This is a genomic window from Vibrio sp. VP6, from assembly GCF_028823755.1.
Classification (GTDB): domain Bacteria; phylum Pseudomonadota; class Gammaproteobacteria; order Enterobacterales; family Vibrionaceae; genus Vibrio; species Vibrio parahaemolyticus.
In genome coordinates this window covers 35150-50921 of record NZ_JAPEID010000007.1, presented here as the reverse complement: position 1 = coordinate 50921, position 15772 = coordinate 35150, and the positions used below count along the sequence as shown (strand labels likewise).

The 15772-nt window shown below is 46.0% G+C and carries 13 protein-coding genes; 7 read left to right on the top strand and 6 right to left on the bottom strand.

The window, feature by feature from the left end; genetic code table 11:
* Positions 1–228 precede the first annotated feature (228 nt).
* The 7 genes from pomA (at position 229) to rlmM (ending at position 7244) form a co-directional block, all read left to right on the top strand.
* Positions 229–990, top strand: coding sequence for a flagellar motor protein PomA (gene pomA, locus OU793_RS06685; protein WP_005482965.1), 762 nt, complete (start codon positions 229–231; stop codon positions 988–990).
* Positions 991–1005: 15 nt separating this feature from the next.
* On the top strand, positions 1006–1953 hold the full coding sequence (locus OU793_RS06680) for a flagellar motor protein MotB (RefSeq protein WP_029854868.1): 948 nt from the start codon (positions 1006–1008) through the stop codon (positions 1951–1953).
* A gap of 294 nt (positions 1954–2247) precedes the next feature.
* The gene (gene thiI, locus OU793_RS06675; protein WP_031415501.1) at positions 2248–3696 is read left to right on the top strand and encodes a tRNA uracil 4-sulfurtransferase ThiI; all 1449 of its coding nucleotides are present in this window, start codon (positions 2248–2250) and stop codon (positions 3694–3696) included.
* Positions 3697–4243: 547 nt separating this feature from the next.
* Positions 4244–5164, top strand: coding sequence for a transcriptional regulator GcvA (locus tag OU793_RS06670; protein ID WP_011105705.1), 921 nt, complete (start codon positions 4244–4246; stop codon positions 5162–5164).
* Positions 5145–5768 (top strand): alpha/beta fold hydrolase, encoded by a 624-nt coding sequence (locus OU793_RS06665; RefSeq protein ID WP_140103225.1) that lies wholly within the window; start codon positions 5145–5147, stop codon positions 5766–5768. Before OU793_RS06670 ends, OU793_RS06665 begins: the two co-directional genes overlap by 20 nt.
* Positions 5758–6156, top strand: coding sequence for a DUF423 domain-containing protein (locus OU793_RS06660; RefSeq protein ID WP_005496247.1), 399 nt, complete (start codon positions 5758–5760; stop codon positions 6154–6156). The genes OU793_RS06665 and OU793_RS06660 overlap by 11 nt, the downstream gene beginning before the upstream one ends.
* Positions 6153–7244, top strand: a complete 1092-nt coding sequence (gene rlmM / locus OU793_RS06655; RefSeq protein WP_015296337.1) for a 23S rRNA (cytidine(2498)-2'-O)-methyltransferase RlmM — start codon at positions 6153–6155, stop codon at positions 7242–7244. The genes OU793_RS06660 and rlmM overlap by 4 nt, the downstream gene beginning before the upstream one ends.
* 91 nt (positions 7245–7335) lie before the next feature.
* Here the strand turns inward: rlmM and OU793_RS06650 are convergent, their stop codons facing one another.
* The 6 genes from OU793_RS06650 to queF form a co-directional block, all read right to left on the bottom strand.
* The gene (locus OU793_RS06650; protein ID WP_140103224.1) at positions 7336–8088 is read right to left on the bottom strand and encodes a DNA/RNA non-specific endonuclease; all 753 of its coding nucleotides are present in this window, start codon (positions 8086–8088) and stop codon (positions 7336–7338) included.
* Between the two features lie 193 nt (positions 8089–8281).
* Positions 8282–9064 (bottom strand): flap endonuclease Xni, encoded by a 783-nt coding sequence (gene xni, locus OU793_RS06645; protein WP_005459149.1) that lies wholly within the window; start codon positions 9062–9064, stop codon positions 8282–8284.
* A gap of 73 nt (positions 9065–9137) precedes the next feature.
* Positions 9138–10499, bottom strand: a complete 1362-nt coding sequence (gene ppnN / locus OU793_RS06640) for a nucleotide 5'-monophosphate nucleosidase PpnN (protein ID WP_005496242.1) — start codon at positions 10497–10499, stop codon at positions 9138–9140.
* A 289-nt stretch (positions 10500–10788) separates the two neighbouring features.
* Positions 10789–12354 carry a diguanylate cyclase gene (locus OU793_RS06635; RefSeq protein ID WP_017448796.1) on the bottom strand — a complete coding sequence of 522 codons (1566 nt, stop codon included), beginning with the start codon at positions 12352–12354 and terminating at the stop codon, positions 10789–10791.
* A gap of 98 nt (positions 12355–12452) precedes the next feature.
* The gene (locus tag OU793_RS06630; protein ID WP_015296341.1) at positions 12453–14735 is read right to left on the bottom strand and encodes a hypothetical protein; all 2283 of its coding nucleotides are present in this window, start codon (positions 14733–14735) and stop codon (positions 12453–12455) included.
* Positions 14736–14897: 162 nt separating this feature from the next.
* On the bottom strand, positions 14898–15743 hold the full coding sequence (gene queF, locus OU793_RS06625; RefSeq protein WP_005486798.1) for an NADPH-dependent 7-cyano-7-deazaguanine reductase QueF: 846 nt from the start codon (positions 15741–15743) through the stop codon (positions 14898–14900).
* Positions 15744–15772: the final 29 nt, after the last annotated feature.

Here is a 15772-nt window from a genome sequence, read left to right as displayed (position 1 = left end):
TGCACGAAAGTTACCTTAGCCTAGTTACTTGGTCAAATTTAACCTTACATAATTGTCACAAAATTGGCTCTAAACGGGTCTGATTAGACAAACCCCATATTTTAGTTAGGGTTGTTGGCGTTAATTTGTGATCTATTAGCTAAGATTTTCCTAAAAAATCTGTTCTAGTTGTCGATACAAGTAATAATCCGCCTAACGGCAGTATTTAAATAGCGTGAGGAGTGCTTTGTGGATTTAGCAACCCTAATAGGTTTGATCGGTGGTTTTGCCTTCGTCATCATGGCAATGGTGCTAGGTGGCAGTATCGGCATGTTCGTCGACGTTACATCGATCCTTATCGTAGTAGGTGGCTCTGCATTTGTAGTATTGATGAAGTTCACGCTCGGCCAGTTCTTTGGTGCGGCGAAAATTGCAGGCAAGGCATTCATGTTTAAAGCCGATGAGCCAGAAGACCTCATCGCAAAGATTGTTGAAATGGCCGATGCGGCGCGTAAAGGCGGTTTTCTCGCTCTGGAAGAGATGGAAATCAACAACAGCTTTATGCAGAAAGGCATTGACCTTTTGGTGGATGGTCACGATGCGGACGTGGTTCGCGCTGCGTTGCAAAAAGACATTGCCTTGACGGATGAGCGACACACGCAAGGCACGGGCGTTTTCCGAGCGTTTGGTGACGTTGCTCCAGCGATGGGGATGATCGGTACGCTGGTTGGTCTGGTTGCGATGCTTTCGAACATGGATGACCCAAAAGCGATCGGTCCTGCAATGGCGGTAGCCCTTTTAACCACACTTTACGGTGCGGTGTTGTCAAACATGCTGTTCTTCCCAATTGCCGATAAGCTTTCTTTACGCCGAGATCAAGAAACGCTTAACCGCCGTTTGATCATGGACGGCGTACTTGCCATTCAAGATGGTCAAAACCCACGAGTTATCGACAGCTACCTGAAGAACTACCTCAACGAGGGTAAACGTGCTCTTGAGATTGATGAGTAATCGCGGAGATTTGTGATGGATGATGAAGATAACAAATGCGATTGTCCGCCACCCGGTCTCCCGTTGTGGATGGGGACATTCGCGGACTTGATGTCGCTGTTGATGTGCTTCTTCGTACTGCTGCTTTCATTCTCTGAAATGGATGTTTTGAAGTTCAAACAGATTGCTGGTTCGATGAAATTTGCATTTGGTGTGCAAAACCAACTGGAAGTGAAAGACATTCCTAAAGGCACCAGCATCATCGCACAAGAATTTAGACCAGGCCGTCCTGAGCCGACACCGATTGATGTCATCATGCAACAAACCATGGATATCACTCAGCAGACGCTAGAATTCCACGAAGGTGAGTCTGACCGAGCTGGTGGTACTAAGCGTGATGAAGGCAAGCTGACGGGCGGTCAATCACCGGAAACCTCGACGCAAAGCAATCAGTCCGCAGAGTCAGACATGCAACAGCAGCAGTCTGAAGAGATGTCACAAGAGATGGAAACCTTGATGGAGAGCATCAAGAAGGCGCTCGAACGTGAAATCGAACAAGGTGCGATTGAAGTGGAGAACCTCGGTCAGCAAATCGTTATACGAATGCGAGAGAAAGGCGCATTCCCAGAAGGTTCTGCATTCCTGCAACCGAAGTTCAGACCATTAGTGCGACAGATTGCTGAGCTAGTGAAAGATGTGCCAGGTATTGTCCGAATCTCTGGTCACTCAGACAATCAGCGTTTGGATTCTGAGCTGTATCGCTCGAATTGGGACTTGTCATCGCAGCGTGCGGTGTCGGTCGCTCAAGAGATGGAAAAGGTCAGAGGTTTCTCGCATCAGCGTCTTCGTGTGCGAGGTATGGCGGATACCGAGCCTTTGGTGCCGAATGATTCTGATGAAAACCGCGCACTTAACCGTCGTGTTGAAATCAGTATCATGCAAGGTGAACCTTTATACAGTGAAGAAGTGCCCGTTATTCAATAACAAAGCGCGTCTATAAATAGTTCAGAAGATAAAAAGCGAGCAGAGTGCTCGCTTTTTTATTAAAGACTTTTAGTCGAGAGTCGCTTGTTCTTAAAATCGTAGCCTTGCCTGCAATCCAAGGCATTCTCGCTGCACCTAGCATCTTAAGGTTGTTTGGGTATATAATCTTGCGCCCTAAAAGTGAGCTCATTACATCGTTGAAAACGGCGTGCCTTTCACGCGGATTTCGATTTGATTCTATAGTTATGAGAGTTCACTCATTGTTGATTGCGAAACTAACCTGCGAATTAGACTATGAAATTTATTGTAAAGCCCCATCCAGAAATTTTTGTAAAAAGTGAATCTGTGCGTAAGCGCTTCACAAAGATTTTAGAGTGCAACATTCGTAATATCGTCAAGAGCCGCACGGAATCTGTCGCAGTATTTAACCGTCGTGATCACATTGAAGTGACCTCTGAGAGCAACGAATACCACGCTGAAGTTTTAGAAATCCTGACTCACACGCCAGGCATTCATCACGTTCTAGAAGTGAAGCAATCAGAGTTTAAAGACCTGCACGACATCTACGAGCAGGTGCTGGAACTGAGCCGTCCGCTTATTGAAAATAAAACGTTTGTGGTTCGTGCAAAACGCCGTGGTAAGCATGACTTCACGTCTATCGAGCTTGAACGTTACGTTGGTGGTGGTCTAAACCAAGCAGTAGAAAGCGCACGCGTTAAATTGCACAACCCTGATGTGACGGTAAAAGTTGAAGTATCGGGTGACAAACTTAACCAAGTGTTGGCGCGTCACAAAGGTCTAGGTGGCTTCCCTCTAGGTACTCAAGAAGACGTACTAAGCCTGATCTCAGGTGGTTTCGACTCTGGTGTATCAAGCTACCTACACATCAAACGTGGCTCTAAAGTTCACTACTGTTTCTTTAACCTAGGTGGCCCAGCTCATGAAATCGGCGTTAAGCAGGTTTCTCACTACCTATGGAACAAATACGGCTCATCAGCGAAAGTGCGTTTCATCTCTGTTGATTTCGAGCCTGTAGTTGCAGAAATCCTAGAGAAAGTTGATGACGGCCAAATGGGCGTGATCCTGAAGCGTATGTTCATGCGTGCAGCAGGTATGATTGCTCAGAAGATGAAGATCGAAGCATTGGTAACAGGTGAAGCTCTTGGCCAGGTATCTAGCCAAACGCTAACGAACCTTCGTCACATCGATAATGTTACGGATACGCTGATTCTGCGTCCTCTTATCAACTGGGATAAAGAAGACATCATCAACTTAGCTCGTGAAATCGGTACAGAAGACTTCGCGAAAACCATGCCTGAGTACTGTGGCGTGATCTCTAAGAAGCCAACAGTAAAAGCGGTGAAAGAGAAGCTAGAAGCAGAAGAAGCGAAGTTTGACTTCAGCATTCTAGAAAAAGTGGTTTACGAAGCGCGTCAAATGGACATTCGTGATATCGCAAAAGAATCTGAGCAAGCGGCACCAGAAGTTGAGCAAGTACAAGCAGTAGAAGAACACGCGGTAGTATTGGATATTCGTAGCCCTGATGAGGAAGATGATAACCCATTAGAAATCGAAGGTGTGGATGTGAAACACATTCCGTTCTACAAGCTGGGTACGCAATTCGGTGACCTAGACCAGTCGAAAACTTACCTACTGTACTGTGACCGTGGCGTAATGAGCCGTCTGCAAGCGCTTTACTTGCAAGAGCAAGGCTTTAACAACGTGAAAGTTTACCGTCCATAGTCACTCAGTAAATAAACACACTTTCGATGTCCGCCAATGGCGGTGATCTGAAGCAGACCCAAAGCGCAAATTGCTGATGTAATTTGCGCTTTTTTGTTTTTGATCGCGCAATAAAGAAGCGGAATTCAGCATAATGTTGAGGTTTATCGCAAAGCTATATTGGTTGTGTTGATATAACGATAATTAATCCGAAATACAGATAAAAAGTGATGTTGATGCCAGATTTGAAAGGTGGGATTTTCTTTAGATAAAAAAACACCGCCTAAAAAGGCGGTGTAACAAATTTGACAGACAGGTCAAAAATAAATACAGGAAGTATCTGTTTTGTCACAGGGAGTGTGGACAAAACATCATGGTAGAAATCTACCTAACTCGAAATACGAGTTTGCAAACACAACATCGCAACAACGAAGCCAATTGATTTCCAAGGAAATCAAGCCGTTCAGGCTCGTGTTGCGGGGTGAAATATAGAATTTATCTGGCTGTTCGACAACGGACATTTTATAATGTTTCAGATTAAAAAAACTAATCCTATTTGAGGTCCCATATGTCTCGCAGATTGCCTCCTTTAAATTCGCTTCGAGTATTTGAAGCAGCCGCTCGTCATCTCAGTTTTACGCGTGCGGCAGAAGAGTTATTTGTGACTCAAGCCGCAGTGAGTCATCAAATTAAAGCCCTAGAAGAGTTTCTATCTCTAAAACTTTTCCGTCGCCGTAACCGTTCTTTGCTGTTAACAGAAGAAGGGCAAAGTTACTTTCTCGATATCAAAGACATCTTTACCTCGATTGCTGAAGCGACCGATAAGGTATTGGAACGTAGTGAAAAAGGCGCGTTGACCATCAGCTTGCCACCGAGTTTTGCCATTCAGTGGTTGGTGCCTCGTTTGGCGGACTTTAATGCTCAAGAGCCAGACATCGATGTGCGCATCAAAGCCGTGGATATGGATGAAGGTTCACTGACTGATGATGTAGATGTAGCGATCTACTATGGCCGTGGGAACTGGCCGGGTTTGCGAGCGGATAAACTGTACCAAGAGTTTCTGATCCCACTTTGTTCACCTTCGTTACTTTTAGGTAACAAACCATTAGAATCTCTAAGTGACCTCAAATTACACACTTTGTTACATGATACTTCGCGTAAAGATTGGAAGCAGTTCGCTCGTCATTACAACATTGAAGGCATTAACGTGAATCACGGCCCGATTTTCAGTCACTCGACTATGGTGCTGCAGGCTGCTGCACACGGACAAGGCGTAGCATTGGGTAACAACGTGTTAGCGAAACCAGAAATGGAAGCGGGACGGCTGATTGCGCCATTTGATGAGGTGCTTATCTCCAAAAATGCCTTCTATGTGGTGTGCCATGAGCAGCAGGCAGACATGGGACGCATCGCGACATTTAGAGATTGGATGCTGGCAACGGCGAGAAAAGAACAAGAGGAAGTATTGGATGAGCCAGTGGATAGTTGAGGGGCCTAAAAACGGGCCGCTGTTTGTTTTTGCTCACGGCGCAGGGGCGGGGATGGAGCATGACTTCATGACTGCTGTCGCCAAAGGATTAGTTGAGCAAGGCATTCGTGTGGTGCGTTTTAATTTCCCTTACATGGTGAAACGTTCGGAAGATGGCAAAAAGCGTCCGCCCGATCGCGCACCAAAGTTGCTCGAAGCATACAGCGAAGTGATCGCTCACTTTGCTTCTTCTCCCGTGGTCATTGGTGGCAAGTCGATGGGAGGGAGAATGGCGAGTTTACTCGCAGAGCACGAGCTGGTGGCGGGCATTGCCTGTTTAGGCTTTCCATTTCACCCTCCGGGTAAGCCAGAAAAATTCAAAGGTGATCATCTTGCAAGCATCGACAAGCCCACTCTGATTCTTCAAGGTGAGCGAGATACTTTTGGTAAGCGTGAAGAGTTTGATGAGTTTGTCTTTTCTCAGCAAGTGAAAGTGAGCTTCTTACCTGATGGCGACCATAGCTTTAAGCCGCGCAAGAGCTCGGGACATACCGAAGCGGGCAATATTGCACTTGCAGTAGAGCAACTGTCAGCATTCATCAATGAGGTGTTCAGTGAAAAGTAAGTGGTTACTCTCTTTTACGGGACTTTCGGGACTAGTTTCTGTTGCACTAGGCGCTTTCGCAGCGCACGGCCTAAAAGCCAAGCTTGCGCCTTATCTGCTTGGCGTGTTTGAGACGGGCGTGTTGTATCAGTTCATCCACACCTTAGCGGTTGCATTTTGTGCCATTTTGCTTCTGCTCAATTTGGGACAAAAAGCACAAAAATATTTTTTCATCGCGGCGATTTGCTTTATCATCGGCATCTTTTGTTTTAGCGGCAGTCTTTACGCGCTGGCGCTGACGGGCATTAAATGGTTTGGACCAATCACCCCAATGGGAGGATTCATGTTCATGATCGGCTGGTGTCTGTTCTTTTTTGCTGCGTTTAATATCAAAGAGGTCTCCAAGTGAAACAACTAATGCTCTATTGCCGTGCTGGCTTTGAGAAAGAGTGTGCTGGTGAAATTCAGGACAAAGCGACACAGTTGGAAGTGTATGGCTTCCCTCGTGTGAAGAAAAACTCAGGTTATGTTGTCTTCGAGTGTTACCAAGATGGAGACGCAGAGAAGCTAGTTAAAGGCTTAGACTTTAGCTCATTGATTTTTGCGCGTCAGATGTTTGCTGTAGCGGCTGAATTTGAAGCGCTGCCAAGTGAAGACCGCATCAGCCCAATTCTTGCCGAGCTGTCAGAGTTTGAATCGTTCCCACGTTGTGGCGATCTACGTATCGAAACGCCAGATACGAACGAAGCAAAAGAGCTATTGAAGTTCTGCCGCAAGTTCACCGTACCAATGCGCCAAGCGTTGCGTGGAAAAGGCTTGATGTGGAATAAAGACAACGCGAAGAAGCCAGTGCTACACATCTGTTTTGTCGCACCGGGTCATTGCTACGTGGGGTACTCACTACCGGGCAACAACTCGCAGTTCTTTATGGGTATCCCTCGCTTGAAATTCCCAGCAGACGCACCAAGCCGTTCAACGCTAAAACTGGAAGAAGCTTTCCACGTATTTATTCCGCGAGATGAGTGGGATGAGCGTTTAGCGCCAGGCATGTGGGGCGTTGATTTAGGTGCATGTCCAGGTGGTTGGACGTACCAATTAGTGAAACGTTCTATGTTCGTTCATTGTGTTGATAATGGCATGATGGCAGACAGCTTGATGGAAACCGGTCAAATTAAGCACCACATGGTGGATGGCTTTAAGTTTGAACCAGACCGCAAGAACGTGACTTGGATTGTGTGTGATATGGTTGAGAAACCAGCTCGCGTGGCACATCTTATGGGCCAATGGCTGCTTAAAGGTTGGGCGAAAGAAGCCATCTTTAACCTGAAATTGCCAATGAAAGGTCGTTACGATGAAGTACTGCAAGATCTTGAAAATCTAAAAATGTTTTTGATTGAGAACAAGGTGAAATTCAAGCTGCAAGCGAAGCATCTGTATCATGACCGTGAAGAGATCACGATTCACATTCAGTGTCTATCTAATATCTCTCCGCACTAAGTTATCGTTTCTATGTGGTTGAACACTATCAAAAAAGCGCCTACTTCAGGCGCTTTTTTATTGTGGTTTAGGAATCGCGACAGTCACTCAATTACTGGTTGGTTGGCCACATCTGTTCCCATTTTACTGATTCCATGTTGTCTTCGATGCTATCTGGCGTTTGAGCAAAAAAGTCTAATCCAGTTTGACGTTCAACTTCGTCAATGGTGGTAATAAAGTTGGCTAACTCAGAGCTTGAAACATCACGATGCGGGACAATGAACGCAATGGCTTCATCAAAGCTTGGATCAAGAATGACTTTGTAAAATGCGCTCGGGATCGCCACACCATTACCGATTGTTCCTTCGTTACCTTGGTAAATCGGTCCGGTCACCACATAAAGCTCATTGTACTCATTGGCGAGATCACGAACATGTTCCTCTAGAACTCGCCAACCAACTCGGTTAAACCCCGGCAGTTGAGGCGACATGTTACTCATCAAAAAGCTTTGCTTCATTGACTCTTGGGTGAAATCCATTGTCGCTGACGGCGCAAGGTGCCCTCTGTCGTATCCTGAGCCTTTGTAGTCTGCTAGGGTAGAGCGAGCGTAATCCGGCATTTCAGTGTCTTCTTGGAAGGCGTTACTGCGTTTGTTGGTGATGTTCACGCTTTCCGCGGTAATGTGGTAAGCAACCCAGTCTGCATTTTTGGTGTTGTAGTTGTACCCAACCGCATAGCCATCTCGGCAAAGGAACTGATCGCTGTTGCTTGAAGGTATGCCTTTATCAAGGTGTTGACCACAAGTTTCCGCAAGAGTAGGGAAGGATAGGAGTGTGACTAAAGATACTAAGATGATGTTTTTCATTACTTTTCTCCATTATTAAGAGATTTAAAAATAATGAAATTACTCACTAAGACTGTGAATTAGCTTATAAACTAATCAGTATCTTGTAGGTTAGTGACGAGGTAAATATCATTGCCGTGAATGTAAAGGGTTACACAACAGATTTTATAAACGTGTTGTCTAACCCAAAACTCACAGCGTAAAAGAGATGTGCTTACTCGGCTTTATTTGGTCCGGTAAAGCGAATGTCTTGCAGGTTAAAGCCGAGCTCGATATCGCATTTCAACGCAGCTACTCGTTTACATAGACGTGCAGACTCAATGTGTTCATCCAGCTTCTTGCGATATTTTGGTGCAAGTTCATCGCTGGCGTAGGCCGCTTCAATGTCTTCAAATTGAGTTAGGATCTCTTTGGCAGCTTTTGGTCCAATGCCCGGAACGCCCGGCACTTGGCTTGAACTAATGCCAGTTAACCCCCAATAATCAGCGAGTTGGCTTGGCTTTACGCCAAACTCTTTCTCGATAAACGGTTCATCCAACCAACGGTGTTGAAAGTAATCGCGAATTTGCAGCGTCGGTGAAAGTAACTGGCAGTAGCCTTTGTCGGTTGAAACGATCGTTACTTTCTCGCCGTGGCTTGCCACTTTGGTCGCCAGTGTCGCAACTAAATCGTCCGCCTCATCGCCTTCTGATAGCAGTGAATCAATACCTTGCTCCCACCATGCTTGTTGGATGGCATCCAAACCTTGCATCAGCGGCTCTGGCATCGGTTTGCGATTTTGCTTGTAGTCAGGAAGGATTTCAGCGCGCCAACCTCTATCTTGTTCATGGTGATCAAACACCGCGATGATATGTGTTGGTTTCGCTTCGGAAAGAATACGCGTAAGGGTTCGCTGAGTCGTCGTGATGGTTCTTGCGATGTCAGTTGGATCCGGCTGTGCAGAGTGCACACGGCGAATCAAGTTGAGGGCATCAATAATAACAAGATGAATAGACATAATGACTTAGCAATAAAAAAGGGGCGTAATGCCCCTAGTGTAACGAATGCAAGCCAGACTATCGACCACCAATTTATGGATGGGCAATTCGATAGCATGGTTCGTAATCAGAACCGCCTGGCAATTTCATTCGATGCTGTTCAACGAAGTCTTGCAGTAGCTTGTCGAGCTTCTTCATCAGTACAGGATCGCCATGAATGGAAAATGGACCTTTGCATTCGATTTCGCGAATGCCCTCGGCTTTGACGTTACCTGCCACAATACCAGAGAAGGCTTTGCGTAAGTTAGCCGCCAGAACCTGAGGTTCTTGATCCAAGTTCAAATTCAACCCTTCCATTGATGTATGCGTTGGGTCAAATGGCAGTTGGAAATCCGGTTCGATTTTCAATGACCAGTTGAAGCTGTAAGCATCGCCTTTTTCTTTACGGTGAAGGCGTACATCTTCCATCGAGCGCTTCATGATACGTGCAACTTCTGCAGGATCATCAATGACGATTTGGTAGTGTTTTTGACCTTCTTCACCTAAGGTATCGCGAATAAACGCATCGATAGAACGGAAGTATTCTTCGCTCTCTTTTGGTCCGGTTAACACAATCGGCATCGGCTGATCAGCATTGTCTGGATGCATCATGATACCAAGAATGTACAGCAACTCTTCAGCAGTACCCGGACCACCCGGGAAGATCACAATACCATGCGCCATACGAACAAACGCTTCTAAACGTTTTTCGATGTCCGGCATGATGATCAGCTCGTTGACGATTGGGTTTGGCGGCTCAGCGGCAATGATTGAAGGCTCCGTCAAGCCAAGGTAGCGTTGCTCAGTGTAACGCTGTTTAGCGTGACCGATTGCCGCTCCTTTCATCGGGCCTTCCATCGCACCTGGTCCACAACCCGTACAGATATTAAGTTCACGTAAGCCAAGCTCGTTACCCACTTCGCGCGTGTATTGGTATTCAACGCCATTGATTGAATGGCCGCCCCAACAGACGACGAGATTTGGTTCAATACCGGGAGTGAGCGCGCCTGCGTTACGCAAAATACCAAACACAAGGTTGGTAATATGCGTTGGGTTAGTGAGATTGAGGCGCTGACTGTCAGCCAAGTGCATGTTCACGTAAACGATGTCACGCAGTACAGAGAATAAGTGTTCTTGAATGCCTTTAATGATCTCTCCATCGACAAACGCATGCTCTGGTGGGTCGGTCAGCTCTAGCTTAATGCCACGCTCGCGGCGCACTACATTCACATCAAACGATTGGTGTTTATCGAGAAGCTCTTTGGAGTTATCTGTGTGGCTACCAGAGTTCAATACCGCTAACGTACAGTTACGATAAAGCTGGTAAAGATCACTCGAAGCGGTTTTCTTTAAGCGTTCAACTTCCAGTTGGGATAGCAAGTCCATGCTACCTGCGGGGCTTATATGGGTAATCATAACGCCTCCTTGTGTTGCATTATTTTGAGGGATAGTTCCAACGCATCTTACTTAGTTGTACGTGTCGTTTTACTCAGATGGCTGGAGGGTTTGGTTTTCTGGTTATCGAGTCCCAAGCAACCTCAAGATGCCATATTCGTCATGAATGAATACATCATCTTGAAGTGACTTGGGTTTTAACAGCTTAGCAGACTGAAAGGGGATAAATGTGATAACTCGTTGAAAATGGGAGGTTATGAGCGTTTGATAGGGGGTAAAAGTGTTTGTTTGCTTGTTTTTTGAACGGTTTTTAGTTCCAGTTTAGCTGGTTTGTGCCCCGTTTTTTAGCGTCAGTGAGCATTTGCCCAAGGCGATCGAGCACATATTCTGGTGCGTCTGATTCCTTAAATGAAGTAGAGACGGCTGTCAGAGTAATGATGATGTTTTGCTCGCGGAACTTAAACGGCAGCTGACAGATATCGCGCTGAATATTTTTCATCAGTTCTAATGTGTATTCTTCACTTTGTTCTGGGATCAGCAGAATAAACTCTTCACCGCCAAAGCGAGCGACGGTTTCGGTATCAGACACGCGCTTATTGATAGCACGAGCGATGATCTTCAGCGCTTTATCACCAGCGGTATAACCATAGCTGTCGTTTACGGCTTTGAAGTTATCGACATCAAACAGTACCACTCGTAGATTTTGTTGAGAGCGAATCCAACGACGGTATTCGAGCTCAAGACGATCGTTAAATGCTGTTCGGTTGTAAACCTTCGTGAGTGGATCAAGCAACATTCGCTGTGTCTGGTCGTCTAAGCGGCGGCGGTAATCTTGTGTGGTTTCAAACACCGCTTCAAGCTGATTTTTGCTGTAGCTTAAACGCTCTTGCAGGGCCTGTTCTCTCTCTTCCGTCATCTTGAGGCGCTCGGTTAACGAGGCCATTTTGGCTAGCAATGGAGCGACTTCTTGTTTGAGTTCTGCTAAATCCTGTGCTTGGTCGAGAGATTGTTGGCTAAGCTCAACCAAACCATTCATTTCTGCATTCAGCTCTTGGCGATGCTCAAAATAAGTATGGTGTTGATCGACGTTTTGATGGACGGTTTTGAGGTTACTCGCCAGCGCTGAGTTTAACTGATCGAGAAATTGGCTTGACGCTTTGCGCTCAAACTTAGTCGCTTCGACGACTAACTTTAGAGTGCTTAACGTCAGCTCGATTAAGGATTCTGCATTCACGCCAAGCAACAGTTTTGCACGAATATCAAGCAGTCTCTCGCCACATTCGCCTTCAAAATCAAGTTCTGTAATCGTATGTTGCAGATCGACAGCGAGGCATTCTAGTTGAGATTTGTCTGGGTTGTTTTCGAATTCGCTGAGTTGTAAACGCGAGTTCGAAGTGATGATTTTAATCGCGCGTTCGTAGATGCTCAGTAGACGGGTAGCTTGATCGACTTTCTTCCCTGCGTGTACTTCCGAGAAGCTCATTAAGTTGCGCAGTTCGCGTTTTAACTGCGCTGGCAAACCCGTAACGCGTTGGAGTGTCTCACCGCTGTGTTTGATTTGTTCATCGAGGTAGCCGTTCTGTTTATCCATCGTTTTCGACTGCTGTTTGAGCATTCTTTCAAGTACCGCCAAACGCGGGATCAGAGTGCTGATGTCTTTTTGATGTTGCAGCTCTTGCTGAATTTCAAACAGATAGTTAGCAACTTGGGTGTTTGAGCCTTGGCAAGCAGACGACAAAGATGCCACAACGCGCTTGAGAACTTGTTGTTCTCGCTTAAATTTGAGCGAAGTATCACGATGTGTCAGCCTGAGTTGGTCAAGTTGACAACTCAGCTGATGAAGCTGCGACTGAATATCGGATTCCAAGATTCCCATGAAACGACTACGGTTAAGTCCATGTACTACTGACAATTAACTGATAATAACAAAAAACTTTATAGCGTCATTAGTTATTACGCTTAACCGATGGTTAATTATCCATTTTTTAATATTTTCTTGATGTCGTCCTCATTCTTGTAAGAGGAGTGGATCTTGATCAGGCCTTGGTTGATGGCATGTTGGCAAGCGGTTCTTATGTTACCGGTTGCAAAGCTTGCTGCTGGCGCGTTGTCTATGGCTTTCAAAAATACCCAATGACTTTGTTTATCTTTGAGGCTAACTTCGCGTGCAATGTGCGTCGCAAGTAGCAGTAAATCGAGCAGCTCTTCGTCATTGATAGCGGTGTAAGCACGAGGCAAGAACGGGTAGTCGCTGATGCCCATACGAATGATGCGATTGACGTTATGCTGAGTCGCAAATTCGTCTACCCACGCTTGGAATTTTTCAAACATGACTTCGGCAGAGGCGTCGCGGTCTGCGTTAGGTTCGATGTAGAGTAAGTTTGCATCCGAGAAGTGGTACAAACGTGCCGGTTTTTCGATGCGCTCTGCTAGGTATTCTCCGAATGCGCGTTCTAATTCCAAGCCCGCTTTGTAACCATTTTGAACGTACATGCTGCGTAAGAACGGTAGGTCGATCATCACAAAACGTAGTCGGTCGTTGAGCGGTTCATGGATAAGTTCACCCATTTGCCACTGTTCAAAAGTGTCACGCGATTTTTTCAGTGAGCGAGACAACTTCACGTTCAGCATGCGCAGATTACGTAAGCGAGAGCGGGAATGGGTAAAGAGGTCGTTACGAAGTTTTTCGATTTCACCCGCTTGGCGCTGCATGATCACACCGCGGCGCATAATGAACAAAAACATAACCAGAACGGTGATGAATAGAGCAAAGGAAATTTTCTGGAACTTACGATGTTCCATTTCCACCTGCTCTAGACGCTCTGATTGACCGACATAGTGAATAGTCTGTTCCGCAAACTCTTTTTGCTGACGGAACGCATCTTCACTAATTTGGTTGAGTTGTTTTTGCTCCAAACGCACTAAGCTGGTGTATTTTTTGTACGCTTGCAGTGACAGTTGATATTCGCCCGCCTGTTCGTAACCCAAGCCCAACAAACGGTAAGATTGCTGTTTGATGAAGTTTTTGTTTTCCGGCGCTTTTTCGACAAGCTCTAAGGCTTTCTTCGCGTTTTCAATTACTTTTTTGCTGTCGTTCTGATGATAAGCGAGACCAGACTGAAGTAGGGCGGCTTTCGCTTCAAGTTGAGGGATATCCGCGTATTCCAGTAACTCTGTCGCACGTTCCAAATATTGCTCTGCAAGTGCGTAGTTGTAGAGTTGCAGGTAAGTCGCAGCCAAGCTCAACCGAATCTTAATGGTGCGATTGATATTACGACTGGTGCTTTCGTGATCCAGTACGTTGAAGTAGTGCACCAAAGCAAGATTGAACTTGCCTTGATAAAAATAGATGTCGCCCATTTGTTCAAGTACATCGGCCAAAATAGGGGAGCTTGGGTAAGAGTCGTAGAAATCTGCAGCCTGAGACAGATATTCAATGGCTTTGTCGTAAACACGACGTTCTTGGAAAAGTCTCGCCAGCAAGCGGTTTACTTTGGCAAGGCGAGTACCGCTGTCACTTTCTATGGACTGCCAATAACCGTAAAGCAGTTCTGAAAGCGCAAGGTTGTATTTTTTACTGTTAAGGTAAAACTCACCAACAGAAGTGTAGTAATCAATTAAGGCCAAATCGGAACGACTGTCCTCAAGCATGCTTTTCGCTTGAGCATACAAACGCTCTGCGCCAACGTTATCGCCACGATGAGCCGCTAGCAGGGCTCGTTGCATCACTAGACGATAACGGACGCTGTCTGTACGTTGAAGTACAGAGTCGGCTTCGTCTAGCTGTTTTTCAATTTGATTGAGGGTGTCTTCGGCAGCTGAATAGTTGTGGTCGTACATCCAAATCATTTGGTTGCGCATGAGTTGCACATCCAAAGTCATGTAAGGCAGTTGGTATTCTTTCGCGAGCTTTTCTGCTTCATTGAGGTTATCGATCGCTGAGCGGACATTGCCCATCGTATAGTCGGCTTGCGCAATGATCTTGTGTGCTTCGATGGTGCTGGCTGGGGTACGAATACTGCGATCGGTCTCTTCTCGAGACATCGCTGAAGGGCTGCCGCTTTCTTTACGTTCGGTCAGTTCGCGTTGCGATAAGTAGTTTTTGGCTGCTTGCTTTGCTTGAGCTGGCTCTATCTCAGCCAGTTGTTGTGCTTCGTTAAGCAAAGCAGAAGATAAAATGGTCGCGTGAAGTGGCTGTGCCAAGAGTAGACAAAAAAAGCCTATTAATTTAATTAGACGCGAACTGTCCCAAAACATTCTTTTCGTTCCCTCGAACTGTTTTAGATAGCGGATAAACCCAAATGACTTCAACTTGCTTTTTATAGCCGGTTGAAGTCGTTTGGTATAGTAACATGCTTGGGCAATAAAAACGCCCGGCAATCCTCTTGATTGCCGAACTTATTTCTGCCTATCACGCTATTATTGACGAGCCATGCGATGATTATGAGCTGGCTTATCTTGTTCTGTCGAACGGTAAGGGTTGATATCCAAGCCGCCACGACGAGTGTAACGCGCAAACACCGTCAATTTGTTTGGTTGGCAGTATTTCATCAGGTCAGTGAAAATACGTTCTACACATTGCTCATGGAACTCGTTGTGTTCACGGAAAGACACCAAATAGCGCAGCAACTTCTCACGATCGATCTTGGCACCTTGGTAGCGAATTTCAACGCTCCCCCAGTCTGGCTGGTTGGTGATCAAACAGTTCGATTTCAATAGGTGGCTATGCAGCACTTCTTCTACTTGCTCTTCGCCAGCAGATCCTGCTAGCAAATCAGCATCAAAATCGTAGCTGTTGATTTCAATGTCTTGGTCGTCAATGCATTCGCCTTCCATTGTCACGATAGGTTGGTTGGTGTAGTGACCTACAGGGTTCACTTCGACCAATACCTTTTCGCCCGCGCATGCGGATAGGTCTTGCGTTAAACGCTCTGCTACTTCTTCCCAACTCGCGAAACGGGTTTGGTTATAGCTGTTTAGGTAGAGCTTAAATGACTTCGACTCAATTAAGTTTGCACTGGTTGCAGGAATGTACACTTCACCAACGGCCACTTGAGGCAAGCCTCTGCTGTTTAGCCAAGACAGTTCGTACAGAGTCCAAATGTCATGTCCCAAGAAAGGTAAGGTGTCGCCTAGTTCAAGGTCATCACGGTTTAGGCTGCGAGGTACAGGTTGCAGTAGGCTTGCATCGTACTGGTTAGCGTACTCAGTCTTTTTGCCCAGCGTCAGGCCAGCAAGCTCTTTAGCGTCAGAATATTTGCTCATACTTTGTGGTCGTTTTCGATTAGAATGGC